The following is a 13,771-nucleotide window of genomic DNA, read 5'->3' on the forward strand; positions in this document are numbered from 1 at the left end:
TATGAAGGTTTTGATTGTTCACGCGCACCCCGAGCCGCAGTCATTCACCGCTGCCTTGCGCGATCAGGCGGTGGCCACGCTGGAAGGCCAGGGGCATGAGGTAAAGGTCAGCGATTTGTACGCCATGCAGTGGAACCCGGTGGCGTCGGCGGCGGACTTTTCATCGCGGGAAAATCCCGAGTACCTGGTGTATGCCCTGGAGCAGCGGCTGGGGGTGAAGAAGCAGTCGATCGCCGCGGATATCCAGGGCGAGTTGGACAAGCTGTTGTGGGCAGATCTGCTGATCCTCAACTTTCCGATCTTCTGGTTCTCCGCACCGGCCATGCTCAAGGGCTGGATTGACCGGGTGCTGGTGTCGGGCGTGTGTTACGGCGGCAAGCGCTTTTACGATCAAGGCGGCCTGGCGGGCAAGCGGGCGATGGTCACGGTGACCCTGGGCGGGCGCGAGCATATGTTTGGCGAGGGCGCGATTCATGGACCGCTGGAGGACATGTTGCGGCCAATTCTGCGCGGCACGCTGGCGTATGTGGGGTATGACGTGCTGGCGCCGTTTGTGGCGTGGCATGTGCCATACATCAGCGCCGAGGCCCGGCAGGATTTCCTGGTGGGGTATGCGCAACGGCTGCAAGGGCTGGCGGATGAGCAGCCCTTGGTGTTTCCGAAGCTTGAGCAGTTTGATGAGGCGCTTTATCCGCTTCGCTGAGCTCAACAACGTCCAACTGTAGGAGCCGGCTTGCCGGCGATAGCGGTGTGTCAGGCAACAAATTTGTAGCTGATGCACCGCTATCGCTGGCAAGCCAGCTCCTACAAAGGTCAGCACCAGAGGTCAGCGTGCGCGGAGACGCTCGGCAGCACGGCGCAGCAGTTGCTCGGTGCCATCCCAACCCAGGCAACCATCGGTCACTGACACGCCGTACTTCATCGACGCACTCAACGGCTGGCAGCCTTCGAACAGGTGGCTTTCGAGCATCATGCCGATCAGCGAGGTGTCGCCCTGCAACCGCTGTTCCAGCACCTCGTTGAACACCGCCGGTTGGCGCAATGGGTCTTTGCCGCTGTTGGCGTGGCTGCAATCGACCATGATCCGCGCCGCTACCTTGGACTTGGCCAGGTCGTGCTTCACCTGCGCCACGCTTTGCGCATCGTAGTTCGGCCCACGGTGCCCGCCGCGCAGCACCAAGTGCGTGTCGGGGTTGCCTGGGGTCTGGATGATCGCCGGGTGGCCCTGGCTGTCGACGCCGAAGTGACGGTGCGGGTAGGATGCCGAGCGCATCGCGTCACAGGCAATCGCGACGCCGCCGTCGGTGCCGTTCTTGAAGCCCACGGGCATGCCCAGGCCGCTGGCCATTTCGCGGTGGATCTGCGATTCGGTGGTGCGCGCGCCAATCGCGACCCAACTGAGCAGGTCATCGAAGTAGCCGGCTGCCATAGGTTGCAGCAGCTCAGTGGCGACCGGCAGGCCGAGGCGCAGCATTTCGCGCATCAGTTCGCGGGACAGGGTGAGGCCGGCGGCCATGTCATCGCTGCCGTCCAAATGAGGATCGTAGGCCAGGCCTTTCCAGCCGATGGTGGTGCGCGGTTTTTCGACGTAGGCGCGGATCACCAGCAGCATCTGGTCGCTGACTTCCAGCGCGAGTTTCTTCAGGTTGCGTGCGTATTCCATGGCCGACTCAGGGTCGTGAATCGAGCACGGGCCGACAATCACCAGCAAGCGGGAATCTCCGCCATTGAGGATGGCGCGCACGGCTTGGCGATGGGCGTGGACTTGTTCGTTGAGGAACGGGCTGAGAGGCAGTTGGTGCTTGAGCTCAAGGGCGCTGGGCAGGCGCTGGGTCAGGGCTTCATTGGCGCTGGTCAGTGCAGAAATCGGCAGAGCGGCGGTGGCAGAATTCATGTTCAAGGCTTCCTGGGCATGCGGCGGGCTGTTCCCGCGCGCTCTGCCCTACTGGGGTGTTCGACAATTGGCCGTATTGGCTACGTGTGTTGGCTTGCCACCAAGAGGTGACCGATCGGAGGCGGCAGGCTGTCCCGAGCGGAGCTGGCTAAATCGCCATGCAGTGGAAGTGTCGTAGCGGTAATAGGTGGCGTAGTTCATGTCGTGTGTCCTTTAAGTGTTCTTCAAAAAGTTTTAGAGGCTGAAAAAACAAAACCCCCGGTCGGGGAGCCGACCGGGGGTTAGATTTCTCTGGTAGGCGACCCCTTGAGTAGTGGGCGCCGATTTCAGGTATCAGGCGCGCCAGTGGCTAAACCAATACCCAAAATAAAAGCTGACCAGTGCGCTCGAACCGTTCACACGGGTAGCCGACACCGAGCGCGGGGCGCTGGCAGCAGAGCAAACCTGAATGTGGGTGAGTTGCAACATGGTGTGTCTCCAAATGATGGGCAGAGCTTACTCGACGCGCACGGGTGGTTTCAATCAGAAATTTCTATCGTCGTGGGGGACTTACGGCTATGGGAGAGTGCCGATATGCTGGTCACACTCTGACAATGATTGCTGGAACGCGACCATGACCGCCTTGACCATTGCTGCTGCACAATCCGTTTCTATCGCGGGCAATCTGCCGGCCAATATTGAGCGGCACCTGGTGTTCATGCGTGCGGCGGCCAAGCAGGGTGTGCAGTTGCTGGTGTTTCCAGAGCTTTCGTTGACAGGTTATGAACCGTCCCTGGCGGCCGGGTTAGCGATTGAGCCAGGCGACAGGGGCTTGAAGCCGCTGCGCGAAATGGCGCAGGAGCTGCGGTTGACGGCGGTGGTGGGCATGCCTATCCGCCTGGCGCCTGGCTTGGGCGTGTTGATCGGCGCACTGGTGCTAGGGGGGGATGGCTCGCTGGCGATCTACACCAAACAGCACCTGCACCCTGGCGAAGAGGTTGCGTTTGTCCCAGGGCAGGGCGGTTCGGCCTTGGAGTGGGGGGATGATCGGATAGCTTTGGCGGTATGCGCGGACTTCTCCCATGCCAGCCATCCACGTCGGGCGGCTGAGGCGGGTGCTACGATTTATGCCGCGGGTGTGCTGATCAGCGAGGGCGGCTACGCGACCGATAGCACATTGCTCCAAGGCTATGCGGCCGAACATGGGCTGCTGGTGTTGATGGCCAACCATGGTGGTCCATCCGGTGGCTATGTCTGCGCTGGTCGCAGCGCTATCTGGGCGGCTGATGGCGGTTTAGTCGCCGCCGCCTCCGGTGTCGGCGACTCGCTGGTGATTGCCCGTCGTGAGGGTGGGCAGTGGGCTGGGCAAGTGGTGGCTGTCTAACATGGCGTTCCAACTGCGCGCGGCAACTGATCGGGACCTGCCATTCGCCAGAAGCCTGACCTTCGAGGCCATGAGCCGCTACTACCAGCAATACGACCTGATGTGGTCCAACGATGGCTTCGACGTCGCTTGGGGCGGCCGTGAAAACTGGCTGATCTGCAATGACGATGTAGTGATGGGCTTTGTCAGCCTGAGCCGCGATAGCCGCGCGCTCTATATTCGCGAGCTGCACATGCTCCAGGCCTGCCGCGGACTTGGCGCAGGCAGCTGGGTGTTGGAGCAGATGGCGTCCAAGGCGCAGGCGTTGGGTCTGTTGCGTTTGACCGTATTCAAGACCAATCCGGCCAGAAGGCTTTATCAGCGCAGGGGCTTGAGCATTGTCGGTGAGGAGGATTGCTTCTGGCGCATGGAACGTGCCTGCCCATCCAGCTAATTTCTGTGGCCCATTCCAATCAGCGCATATTGGTCAAGGAGGCGACCTTCCTACGTCGTTTCAACGTCATGTTCATGGGCGTACGCTGGAACTAACTACCTGTATGAGTGTGAAAAATTTGGAAAGGCATTCAAATGAGTGGAATAGGCTCGCGCTTGAGGCAAGAAAGAGAACGGCTTGGCCTGTCGCAAAGGGTTTTTGGTGAAATAGGTGGTGTTGAAGCCAATGCACAAGTGAAATACGAAAGTGGGGGACGGGCACCTAGGGCGGACTACTTGTCTCTTGTGGCACAAATAGGTGTGGATGTGTTGTACGTGTTGACGGGTACGGCAACCCCGATTCAATTGGAAAGTCTGAGCCAGATTGAAGAGAAAGTCCTGGCGGACTACCGCGCCATGTTCAAGGAGGACCAAGACGCTATCCGCCGTTTGACCTCGACCCTGGCCGAGCATTCTTTCTTTTGCGCATAATGGAAAAACCAAGCCGCAGCCCCAGGATTCCTGACCCGCTGCCCAGTAAATAGAGCCGTCCACTTCTCGGTGGGCGGCTACTGTGTGTTCAAACACTATATATATGACGCTTGCAGCTAGGTCTGCGCCTTGGTTTTTTGCTAAGGTGTTCAGCAACCTATAAGACCATATCGCGAGGTGTCTGCTTGATTAGGGTGCTAGTAGTCGATGACCATGATCTCGTTCGTACAGGCATTACACGAATGCTGGCTGACATCGATGGCCTGCAAGTAGTCGGCCAGGCCGAGTCCGGGGAAGAGTCCCTGATCAAGGCTCGGGAGTTGAAACCCGATGTGGTGCTGATGGACGTCAAGATGCCCGGTATAGGCGGTCTTGGTGCCACGACCAAATTGTTGCGCAGCCATCCGGACATCAAAGTCGTGGTGGTCACTGTGTGTGAAGAAGACCCGTTCCCGACGCGCTTGTTGCAGGCAGGGGCGGCGGGTTACCTGACCAAGGGCGCAGGCCTGGCGGAGATGGTGCAAGCCATTCGCCTGGTGTTTGCCGGCCAGCGTTACATCAGCCCGCAGATTGCCCAGCAATTGGCCATCAAATCCTTCCAGCCCGTCAGCGACTCACCGTTCGATGCGTTGTCGGAGCGGGAAATCCAGATTGCCTTGATGATCGTCGGCTGCCAGAAGGTGCAGAGCATCTCTGACAAACTGTGCCTGTCGCCCAAGACCGTCAACACCTACCGCTATCGCATTTTCGAGAAGCTCGCCATCAGCAGTGATGTTGAATTGACCCTGCTCGCGGTGCGCCACGGCATGGTGGACGCCAGCGCCTGACATGACCACGCCGTTTGATCCCAGTGCCTTTCTCTCGACCTGCAGCGGCCGCCCCGGCGTGTACCGCATGTTCGACAGCGAGGCGCGCCTGCTGTATGTCGGCAAAGCCAAGAACCTGAAGAACCGTCTGGCGAGCTACTTTCGCAAGACCGGTCTCGCGCCGAAAACCGCTGCGCTGGTGGCGCGTATCGCTCAGGTCGAAACCACCATCACCGCCAATGAGACCGAAGCGCTGCTGCTTGAGCAGACGCTGATCAAGGAGTGGCGGCCGCCCTACAACATCCTGCTGCGAGACGATAAATCCTACCCCTATGTGTTTTTATCCGACGGCAACTTCCCGCGGCTGAGCATTCACCGTGGCGCGAAGAAGCAGAAGGGCAAGTATTTCGGACCCTATCCCAGTGCGGGCGCGATCCGCGAAAGCCTGAGCCTGCTGCAAAAGACATTTTTTGTGCGCCAGTGCGAAGACAGTTTCTACAAGAACCGCACACGGCCTTGCCTGCAATACCAGATCAAGCGTTGCAAGGCGCCTTGTGTGGGCCTGGTCGAACCGGCGGAGTACGCCGAGGATGTACGCCATTCGGTGATGTTCCTTGAAGGCCGCAGCAATGCCTTGACCGATGAGCTCTCCGGCGCCATGGAGCAGGCCGCCAGCACCCTGGACTTCGAGCGCGCCGCCGAGCTGCGTGACCAGATTTCGCTGCTGCGCCGCGTGCAGGACCAGCAGAGCATGGAAGGCGGCACCGGCGACGTCGACGTGATTGCGGCCTTCGTCAACCCGGGCGGCGCCTGTGTGCACCTGATCAGCGTGCGTGGCGGGCGGGTGTTGGGCAGCAAGAACTTCTTCCCGCAGACAGGTATAGATGAGGAAGTGGCCGAAGTCATGGCAGCTTTCCTTGGCCAGTACTACGTCAGCAGTCCCGAACGCGATTTGCCGTCGGAGCTGATCGTCAACGTGGTGCATGAAGATTTCCCCACGCTGATCGAGGCGATCCACGAACTGCGCGGCCGCGAGTTGGATATCAGCCACCGTGTACGCGGCACCCGCGCGCGCTGGCAACAACTGGCCGTGACCAATGCCGAACAGGCTCTGGGTGCGCGCCTGGCCAATCGACAGCACGTCGCCGCGCGCTTCGATGCCCTGGCCGAAGTCCTCAACCTGGACGAGCCGCCGCAGCGCCTGGAGTGCTATGACATCAGCCACTCCAGCGGCGAAGCCACCGTGGCGTCCTGTGTGGTGTTCGGGCCGGAAGGGCCGATCAAATCCGATTATCGGCGCTATAACATCGAAGGCGTCACCGCCGGCGATGACTATGCCGCCATGCACCAGGCCCTGACACGGCGCTTCAGCAAACTGAAGGACGGCGAGGGCAAACTGCCGGATATCCTGTTGGTGGACGGCGGCAAGGGGCAGTTGTCCATGGCCCGCGACGTGCTCAACGAGCTGGCGGTGCCGGATCTGATCCTGCTCGGCGTGGCCAAGGGCGCCACGCGCAAGGCCGGTTTCGAGACGTTGTACTTGAATGATGCCGCCCATGAGTTCACCTTGAAGGGCGACTCACCTGCGCTGCACCTGATCCAACAGATCCGTGACGAAGCCCACCGTTTCGCCATTACCGGCCACCGTGCCCGGCGTGGCAAAACCCGACGAACCTCAACCCTGGAAGGGGTGGCGGGGGTCGGGCCGACACGACGACGCGACTTGCTTAAACATTTTGGTGGCTTGCAAGAGCTATCCCGTGCCAGCATTGACGAAATAGCCAAAGCACCCGGTATCAGTAAAAAGCTCGCTGAGTTGATTTATGCGAATCTGCACAGCGAATAGAATGCCTTTCCACCTCGTAGCCAGTTGTGCCGATGAATATCCCTAATCTGATCACCGTTCTACGCGTCCTGCTTATCCCGATTTTCATTCTGTTGTTCTATTTGCCGTACGAATGGAGCTATGCGGCCTCCAGTTCCGTGTTCGCCTTCGCGGCCGCCACCGACTGGCTCGACGGCTACCTGGCCCGTCGCCTGGAGCAGAGCACGCCGTTCGGCGCGTTCCTGGACCCGGTGGCCGACAAGCTCATGGTGGCCGTCGCGTTGGTTCTACTGGTGCAAGAACACGGCAACCTGTGGCTGACATTGCCAGCCGCCGTGATCATCGGTCGCGAGATCGTCGTCTCGGCCCTGCGTGAATGGATGGCCGAAATCGGCGCCCGCGCTCACGTAGCCGTGTCCAACATGGGCAAGTGGAAAACCGCCGCGCAAATGCTTGCGCTGGTTATCCTGCTGGCCAACCCGTCGGACTTCTCCTTCTGGGTCCTGACTGGCTACGCCTTGCTGCTGATCGCCGCTGGCCTGACCTTGTGGTCCATGCTCCAGTATTTACGCGCTGCCTGGCCGCATCTGCGCACTACCGTTGAAAAGAAATAAAACTTTTTTGAATCAAAGGGTTGACGGGTTCCGATAATTCTATAGAATGCGCATCACCAAGACGCGGGAATAGCTCAGTTGGTAGAGCACGACCTTGCCAAGGTCGGGGTCGCGAGTTCGAGTCTCGTTTCCCGCTCCAAACACAAAGAAAAAGCCACTCTAACGAGTGGCTTTTTTTTGCCTGCGATTCAGCAAATGAGGCCTTGAAGTGCCTTCGTCTACACAATTGGCAACCTATCCTCACCGCTATTGACCTGCCGTCACCGCCAATCAAGGCTTCTACGCGAGTGCAACCTCCAGATTGCTCAAATAGCGATACAGGTTCGCCGCCTCTGGCGACAGGCGCGTCGCGTCCGCCACGCCGACATACAAGGTCCGCGACGCCCACTCTCCTTCAAGCGGTATCGCCCGCAGCTTGGACGCCAGCAACTCGGAATGCACCGACCCCAGCGGCAGTATGCCGATCCCCAGCCCCGCTTCAATCATCCGGCAAATCCCATCAAAGCTGCTGACCTGGATACGCACCTTGAGGCGCTTGCCAGTGCTGGCGGCGGCATCGTTGATACGCCTCAGCAGCGAGCTGCCTTGGTTCAAGGCGACATAGTCAAAGTCCAGGGTGTCGGCCAGCGTTACGCTTGAACGCTGTGCCAATAGATGGGTTTGCGGCACCAGCACCACCAGCCGGTCACGTCGATAGGGCTGCGTGTGCAAGCCGGGAGCGGGCACGTTGTCGGCAAAGATGCCGATCTCGGCCTCGCCGTTTTCCACGGCGTGAATGGTGCGATCGCTGAGTGCTTCTTCCAATTCGATACGCACGTGCGGGTTGGCGGCCAGGAAACTCGCCAGGTCCGCCGGCAGGAACTGGATCACCGCCGATGTATTGGCAAACAACCGCACGTGGCCGCGCACACCCTTGGCGTAGTCGTTGGCGTCATGGGCCATTTGCTGGGCCACGTCCAGCAGGGTGCGCGCATGTTCGGCCAGGCCACGTCCTGCCGGGGTCAATTGCAGGCCACGGGGGACGCGGGTGAACAGGGTGCAGTGGGTGACGCGTTCGAGTTCGGCCAACCGTTTGCTCGCGGCGGAAACGGTCATGTGTGCGCTGTTGGCGGCCTGGGTGAGATTTTCTGTTTTGGCGGCCAGCACCAGCAGGCGTAGGGAGGCCAGATCCAATTGCAGTAGATTGATCACTTCCATCTCCGTGTTTCCCATCAGGAAAGAGTAGTGGAAATCTTTGACATTCTCACGGCCTGTTTTTGGAGGGATTATCCGGCCATCACCTCCAACAAGAACGGACAACGTCATGAGCCTACCCCTGGAAGGCATCAAGGTGGTCGAAATGGGCCAACTGATTGCCGGACCTTTCGCCGCCAAGATCCTCGCCGAGTTCGGCGCCGAAGTGATCAAGATCGAACCCCCCATCACCGGCGATCCTCTGCGTAAATGGCGTTTGCTGCACGACGGTACGTCGGTGTGGTGGGCCGCACAGTCGCGCAACAAGCAGTCTGTCACCCTTGACCTGCGCCAGGTCGAAGCCCGCGAGGTGGTCAAGCGACTGGTCAAGGACGCCGATATCCTGATTGAAAACTTCCGCCCTGGAACCCTTGAGAAATGGGGCCTTGGCTGGGATGAGCTGTCATCAATCAACCCTGGTCTGGTGATGCTGCGGGTCTCCGGCTACGGCCAGACCGGGCCTTATCGCGACTTGCCAGGCTTTGGTGTAATCGGTGAAGCCATGGGCGGCCTGCGCCATCTCTCCGGTGAACCGGGGCGCACGCCGGTGCGGGTGGGAGTGTCGATAGGCGACTCGCTTTCCGCACTGCACGGCGTGATCGGTGTGCTGCTTGCCTTGCGTCATCGCGAGCAGAATCGCGGTGCTGGCCAGCAGGTGGATGTGGCCTTGTATGAGTCGGTTTTCAACATGATGGAAAGCCTGATTCCCGAGTACTCGGTGTTCGGCAGCGTGCGCGAACCGGCCGGTAGCAGCCTGCCAGGCATCGCGCCGACCAATGCCTATCGTTGCAAGGATGGAAAGTACGCCTTGATTGCAGGCAACGGTGACAGCATCTTCCGGCGCCTGATGGAAAAGATCGAGCGTCTGGACCTGGCCGACGACCCGGAACTGACGCAGAACGATGGTCGTGTGCGCCATGTGGCGCGCATCGATGCAGCGATTTCCACCTGGACCGCCGAAAGAAACCTCGATGCGGTGCTGGCCGCGCTGCAGGACGCGAACATCCCCTCCGGCAAGATCTACGACGCCGCGGACATTGCCGCCGACCCCCATTACCAGGCCCGCGACATGCTGCTCGCCAGCCAGTTGGACGACGGCACCGCCGTCATCTTACCCGGCATCGTGCCCAAGTTGACGGCGACACCCGGTCGCGTGCACTCGCGCGCGCCCACCCTTGGGCAGCACACCGATGCGGTGCTCGACGGCATCGGTATCGACGCGCCGACCCGTGAAGCCTGGCGCACTCGCGGCCTGATCTGAATCAAGGAGTAACGCTATGAAACGCCTGTACCTGCAGGAGGTCGCGACCCGTGACGGCTTCCAGAACGAAAAGACTTTTATCGACACCGAACAGAAAATCGCGTTGATCGACGAACTGAGCCAGTGCGGCTACGCCAAGATCGAAGTGACTTCGTTTACCTCACCCAAGGCCATCCCTGCGTTGCGCGATGCCGAGGCCGTGATGGCCGGGATCCATCGTCAAAAGGGCGTGGAGTACACGGTGCTGGTGCCCAACGTGCGCGGTGCCGAACGGGCGCTGGGTTGTGGCATCGATGAGGCCAACCTGGTGATGTCGGTGAGCGAGCCGCATAACCGCTCCAACCTGCGCATGACCCGCGAGCAGTCGTTCGCTCAGCTTCGGGACGTGGTGGGAGTGATTGGGCGCGGGCCGGTGGCGGTCAATGTGTCGTTGTCCACGGTGTTTGGCTGCCCGATGCAGGGTGATGTGCCGGCAGACGATGTGCTGGGATGGGTCGAACGTTTTGCCAGGCTGGGCGTGCGCGGCATCACGCTGTGCGACACCACCGGCATGGCCTATCCCACACAGGTGGAAGCGCTGTCGCGGCAGGTGCGCGAGCGCTTTCCCGAGCTGCAACTGACCTTGCATTTCCACAACACCCGAGGCATGGCCCTGGCCAATACGCTGGCGGCGTTGCAGGCCGGAATCGACCGTTTCGACGCTTCGCTTGGCGGCCTCGGTGGTTGCCCCTATGCACCCGGCGCCAGCGGCAACGTGTGCATGGAAGACCTGGTGCACATGCTCGACTTGATGGGTTATGACACCGGCCTGCAGCTGGACCGCGTACTGGCCGCCTCTGCCCGGTTACCCGGTCTGATCGGCCATGCCACCCCCAGCCAGATCCTCAAGGCCGGCAAACGCCTGGACCTGCACCCCATTCCCGAACACGTACACACCCTGACCCAACCGGTAGCCCATCATGATTGATCATCTCGACCACCTGGTCCTTACCACTATCGACCTGACCGCCTGCAAAGACTTCTACACCCGCGTCATGGGCATGCGCCTGGAGACCTTTGGCAATGGCCGCGTCGCCTTGCGTTTTGGCAGTCAGAAAATCAACGTGCATGAGCGTGGGCATGAGTTCGAGCCCAAGGCCCACCTGCCAGTGCCTGGGGCGCTGGACCTGTGCTTTATCGCTAGCATTCCCCTGGAAGCAGTGATCGCCCATTTGAAGGCTGAAACCTGGCCGATCATCGAAGGCCCGGTGCTGCGTACCGGTGCAACCGGTCCGATTCGCTCGGTGTATGTGCGTGACCCCGATCTGAACCTCATCGAAATTTCCCAGCAGGTAGCTGCATGAATATCGTGTTTCTCGACGGCGCGAGCCTGCCGTCCCCGTTGGCGCGTCCCGTCCAAGCCAGCCACTGGACCGAGCGTGAACACACCAGCCCCGATCACGTACTCGAAGCCCTGGCAGACGCCGACGTTGCGATCACCAACAAGGTACGCCTGGACCGCGTCACCCTGGAGCAATTGCCCCGCCTGAAGCTGATCTGCGTGGCGGCGACCGGCTACGATTGCGTGGACCTCGTCGCCTGCCGTGATCAGGGCGTGACGGTGTGCAACGTGCCGGCCTACAGCGCGGTCAGCGTGGCGGAGTCGGTGATCGGTTCGCTGTTTGCGCTGCGTCGTCACTTGATGGCGTACCGCGCTGCCTCGGCGCTTCTGTGGCCACAGTCTTCGCACTTCTGCGTACACGGCGCACCGATCCAGGACCTGCAAGGCTCGACCCTGGGCATCGTCGGTCGCGGCGATATCGGCAGTCGCGTCGCGCGCCTGGCCAAGGCCTTGGACATCAGTGTGATGTTTGCCGAACACCGTGGCGCGCAGCAGGTGAGGGCGGGTTACGTGGCGTTCGAGGAGGTGCTGGCCAAGGCCGATGCACTGACCCTGCATTGCCCGCTGACACCCCAGACCCGTTATCTGATCGGCACCGTCGAAATCGCGCGGATGAAACCCGGCGCCTTGTTGATCAATACCGCACGCGGTGCATTGGTGGACGAAAACGCCGTCCTCGCCGGTCTCGCCAGCGGCCAATTGGGCGGCGCTGCACTGGATGTGCTGCACGTGGAACCGCCGCAACCCGACCACCCGTTGCTGCACTGTGATCACCCCAATTTGCTGATCACCCCCCACGTCGCCTGGGCCAGTCAAAGCAGCGTCGCGCGCCTCAAGGCGGTGCTGCTGGCCAACATCGAGGCATTCGCCGCCAACAAACCGATCAACGTGGTGACCTGAAACGCCAGCGACGCCCCTCACATAATCCATAGGCAGAGCCATGACAAAAACAATCAGCTCGTCGATCCAAGCGCTGCCACAGCGCACACCGTTCTACCGGCACCTGTATGTGCAAGTCCTCGCGGCCATTGTGCTGGGGGTGATCCTCGGCCATTTCAGCCCAAACCTGGGCGAACAGATGAAGCCTTTGGGCGACACCTTCATCAAGCTGATCAAGATGCTGATCGCGCCGATCATCTTCTGCACGGTGGTCAGCGGCATCGCCGGCATGCAGGACCTCAAGCGCATCGGCCGCATCGGCTTCAAATCCCTGGTCTACTTTGAAGTGCTGACGACCATTGCGCTGGTTGTCGGCCTGATGGGTGTCAACCTGCTCAAGCCGGGCGCGGGCATGCATATCGATCCGGCAAGCCTGGATGCATCGGCTATTGCCGGTTACACCAAGGCGGCCCACGATCAGAGCGTGGTCGGGTTCCTCACGCATATCGTGCCCAGTACGGTGTTCGGCGCGTTTACCGACGGCGACATCCTCCAGGTGCTGTTCATCTCGGTGTTGTTTGCGTTCGGTCTGCAGCTACTAGGCGATACCGGTAAACCCTTGCTGAACACCATCGATCTGGTGGCCAAGGCGTTCTTCCGCATGCTCAAGATCGTTATGTACCTGGCGCCGCTGGGAGCGTTTGGTGGCATGGCATTCACCGTCGGCAAATACGGCGTGCAGTCGCTGGGGGCGTACGTCAACCTGCTGGTGTGCTACTACCTCACTGGGTTGGTGTTTGTGTTCGTGGTGTTGAACGTGGTCGCGCGATTGGCCGGTTTCAGCCTGTGGAAGTTCCTCAAGTACATCCGTGAAGAACTGGTGTTGGTGCTGGGCACCTCATCCTCGGAATCCGCCTTGCCGCGCCTGATGGGCAAGCTGGAAAAACTCGGTTGTGAGAAGTCCACTGTCGGCCTGGTCGTGCCGTCCGGTTATTGCTTCAACCTGGACGGCAGCTGCATCAACATGACGGTGCTGGCGATCTTCATTGCCCAGGCTCTGGACATCGATGTGTCGCTGTATCACCAAGTGACCTTGCTGTTGATCCTGCTGCTGACCTCCAAAGGCGCGGCGAGTGTGACCGGCGGCGCGTTCATCACCCTGGCCGCCACCCTCGGTTCGATCGATGTAATTCCTGCGGCGGGGTTGGTGCTGGTGTTGGGCGTTTACCGATTTATCTCGGAAGGCGGCGCGCTGATCAACGTGATCGGCAACGGCGTTGCCACGCTGTTTATTGCACGCTGGGATGGGGCGTTGGATCGAGAGCAGCTCAGGCGTGAGTTGGGGTAGGGCGTGCAGCGACGCTAAAGGACAATTGAAGGTCAGTAGCATGATTCGGCAGTGAGCCTGCTTGCTCCCGATACGCGTGCGGCTCCACGCGGGATGTGAAACCGAGGGGAACTCTTTCACAACTCTTTACCTTTAGCGTGTGGATTATCCAAAAAACAAAGTGCTAATTTGCGTTTTCTTTAGAACAGCAAACCGGGTGCTGCCGTCTGCCTCATACCGGGTACGCTTTTCTTCAACCCCATCACTTACCACCTGGAGTCGGCC

The 13,771-nt window shown here is 60.4% G+C and carries 13 protein-coding genes, 1 tRNA gene and 1 pseudogene; 13 read left to right on the forward strand and 2 right to left on the reverse strand.

What is annotated here, in order from left to right; genetic code table 11:
• The first annotated feature begins 1 nt into the window (after window position 1).
• Window positions 2-703, forward strand: coding sequence for an NAD(P)H-dependent oxidoreductase (locus tag U367_RS0128770; protein WP_028619648.1), 702 nt, complete (start codon window positions 2-4; stop codon window positions 701-703).
• A 123-nt stretch (window positions 704-826) separates the two neighbouring features.
• Here the strand turns inward: U367_RS0128770 and U367_RS0128775 are convergent, their stop codons facing one another.
• Window positions 827-1,894, reverse strand: a complete 1,068-nt coding sequence (locus U367_RS0128775) for a 3-deoxy-7-phosphoheptulonate synthase (protein WP_028619649.1) — start codon at window positions 1,892-1,894, stop codon at window positions 827-829.
• A gap of 613 nt (window positions 1,895-2,507) precedes the next feature.
• Between U367_RS0128775 and U367_RS0128780 the strand changes: the two genes are divergently transcribed.
• The 7 genes and pseudogenes from U367_RS0128780 (at window position 2,508) to U367_RS0128810 (ending at window position 7,544) form a co-directional block, all read left to right on the forward strand.
• Entirely contained in the window at window positions 2,508-3,257 is a 750-nt protein-coding gene (locus U367_RS0128780) for a carbon-nitrogen hydrolase family protein (RefSeq protein WP_028619650.1), read from the forward strand.
• 1 nt (window position 3,258) lies between these two features.
• Window positions 3,259-3,690: a GNAT family N-acetyltransferase gene (locus tag U367_RS0128785; protein ID WP_028619651.1), complete on the forward strand. Its 432-nt coding sequence runs from the start codon at window positions 3,259-3,261 to the stop codon at window positions 3,688-3,690.
• Between the two features lie 134 nt (window positions 3,691-3,824).
• A pseudogene (locus tag U367_RS0128790) lies at window positions 3,825-4,194 on the forward strand (helix-turn-helix domain-containing protein).
• A gap of 151 nt (window positions 4,195-4,345) precedes the next feature.
• Window positions 4,346-4,987: a response regulator transcription factor GacA gene (gacA, locus tag U367_RS0128795; RefSeq protein WP_016977368.1), complete on the forward strand. Its 642-nt coding sequence runs from the start codon at window positions 4,346-4,348 to the stop codon at window positions 4,985-4,987.
• Between the two features lies 1 nt (window position 4,988).
• A complete protein-coding gene (gene uvrC, locus U367_RS0128800; RefSeq protein WP_028619653.1) occupies window positions 4,989-6,812 on the forward strand; it encodes an excinuclease ABC subunit UvrC in 1,824 nt (607 codons plus the stop codon).
• Window positions 6,813-6,844: 32 nt separating this feature from the next.
• Complete coding sequence (pgsA, locus tag U367_RS0128805) at window positions 6,845-7,405, forward strand: CDP-diacylglycerol--glycerol-3-phosphate 3-phosphatidyltransferase (protein ID WP_003232771.1); 561 nt, start codon at window positions 6,845-6,847, stop codon at window positions 7,403-7,405.
• A gap of 63 nt (window positions 7,406-7,468) precedes the next feature.
• A tRNA-Gly gene (locus U367_RS0128810) sits at window positions 7,469-7,544 on the forward strand.
• Window positions 7,545-7,684: 140 nt separating this feature from the next.
• On the opposite strand, the gene U367_RS0128815 is transcribed toward U367_RS0128810, so the two are convergent.
• A complete protein-coding gene (locus tag U367_RS0128815; RefSeq protein ID WP_028619654.1) occupies window positions 7,685-8,596 on the reverse strand; it encodes a LysR family transcriptional regulator in 912 nt (303 codons plus the stop codon).
• A 112-nt stretch (window positions 8,597-8,708) separates the two neighbouring features.
• Between U367_RS0128815 and U367_RS0128820 the strand changes: the two genes are divergently transcribed.
• From U367_RS0128820 to dctA, 5 genes are read left to right on the forward strand one after another with little or no spacing between them, the layout of a single operon-like run.
• Entirely contained in the window at window positions 8,709-9,899 is a 1,191-nt protein-coding gene (locus tag U367_RS0128820) for a CaiB/BaiF CoA transferase family protein (RefSeq protein ID WP_028619655.1), read from the forward strand.
• A gap of 16 nt (window positions 9,900-9,915) precedes the next feature.
• A complete protein-coding gene (locus tag U367_RS0128825; protein ID WP_028619656.1) occupies window positions 9,916-10,866 on the forward strand; it encodes a hydroxymethylglutaryl-CoA lyase in 951 nt (316 codons plus the stop codon).
• A complete protein-coding gene (locus U367_RS0128830) occupies window positions 10,859-11,242 on the forward strand; it encodes a VOC family protein (protein ID WP_028619657.1) in 384 nt (127 codons plus the stop codon). The genes U367_RS0128825 and U367_RS0128830 overlap by 8 nt, the downstream gene beginning before the upstream one ends.
• Window positions 11,239-12,180, forward strand: a complete 942-nt coding sequence (locus U367_RS0128835; RefSeq protein ID WP_028619658.1) for a D-2-hydroxyacid dehydrogenase — start codon at window positions 11,239-11,241, stop codon at window positions 12,178-12,180. The genes U367_RS0128830 and U367_RS0128835 overlap by 4 nt, the downstream gene beginning before the upstream one ends.
• 40 nt (window positions 12,181-12,220) lie before the next feature.
• Window positions 12,221-13,507, forward strand: coding sequence for a C4-dicarboxylate transporter DctA (gene dctA / locus U367_RS0128840; RefSeq protein ID WP_028619659.1), 1,287 nt, complete (start codon window positions 12,221-12,223; stop codon window positions 13,505-13,507).
• Window positions 13,508-13,771 lie beyond the last annotated feature (264 nt).

The sequence above is a fragment of the Pseudomonas canadensis genome, from assembly GCF_000503215.1.
GTDB classification, from domain to species: Bacteria; Pseudomonadota; Gammaproteobacteria; order Pseudomonadales; family Pseudomonadaceae; genus Aquipseudomonas; species Aquipseudomonas canadensis.

What these genes read in the sequence shown, in the direction of transcription:
- U367_RS0128820 (WP_028619655.1), top strand. Translation starts at nt 8,709, where the DNA reads ATGAGCCTACCCCTGGAAGGCATCAAGGTGGTCGAAATGGGCCAACTG.
- pgsA (WP_003232771.1), top strand. Translation starts at nt 6,845, where the DNA reads ATGAATATCCCTAATCTGATCACCGTTCTACGCGTCCTGCTTATCCCG.
- U367_RS0128785 (WP_028619651.1), top strand. Translation starts at nt 3,259, where the DNA reads ATGGCGTTCCAACTGCGCGCGGCAACTGATCGGGACCTGCCATTCGCC.
- U367_RS0128825 (WP_028619656.1), top strand. Translation starts at nt 9,916, where the DNA reads ATGAAACGCCTGTACCTGCAGGAGGTCGCGACCCGTGACGGCTTCCAG.
- uvrC (WP_028619653.1), top strand. Translation starts at nt 4,989, where the DNA reads ATGACCACGCCGTTTGATCCCAGTGCCTTTCTCTCGACCTGCAGCGGC.
- U367_RS0128835 (WP_028619658.1), top strand. Translation starts at nt 11,239, where the DNA reads ATGAATATCGTGTTTCTCGACGGCGCGAGCCTGCCGTCCCCGTTGGCG.
- U367_RS0128830 (WP_028619657.1), top strand. Translation starts at nt 10,859, where the DNA reads ATGATTGATCATCTCGACCACCTGGTCCTTACCACTATCGACCTGACC.
- U367_RS0128770 (WP_028619648.1), top strand. Translation starts at nt 2, where the DNA reads ATGAAGGTTTTGATTGTTCACGCGCACCCCGAGCCGCAGTCATTCACC.
- U367_RS0128780 (WP_028619650.1), top strand. Translation starts at nt 2,508, where the DNA reads ATGACCGCCTTGACCATTGCTGCTGCACAATCCGTTTCTATCGCGGGC.
- dctA (WP_028619659.1), top strand. Translation starts at nt 12,221, where the DNA reads ATGACAAAAACAATCAGCTCGTCGATCCAAGCGCTGCCACAGCGCACA.
- U367_RS0128775 (WP_028619649.1), bottom strand. Translation starts at nt 1,894, where the DNA reads ATGAATTCTGCCACCGCCGCTCTGCCGATTTCTGCACTGACCAGCGCC.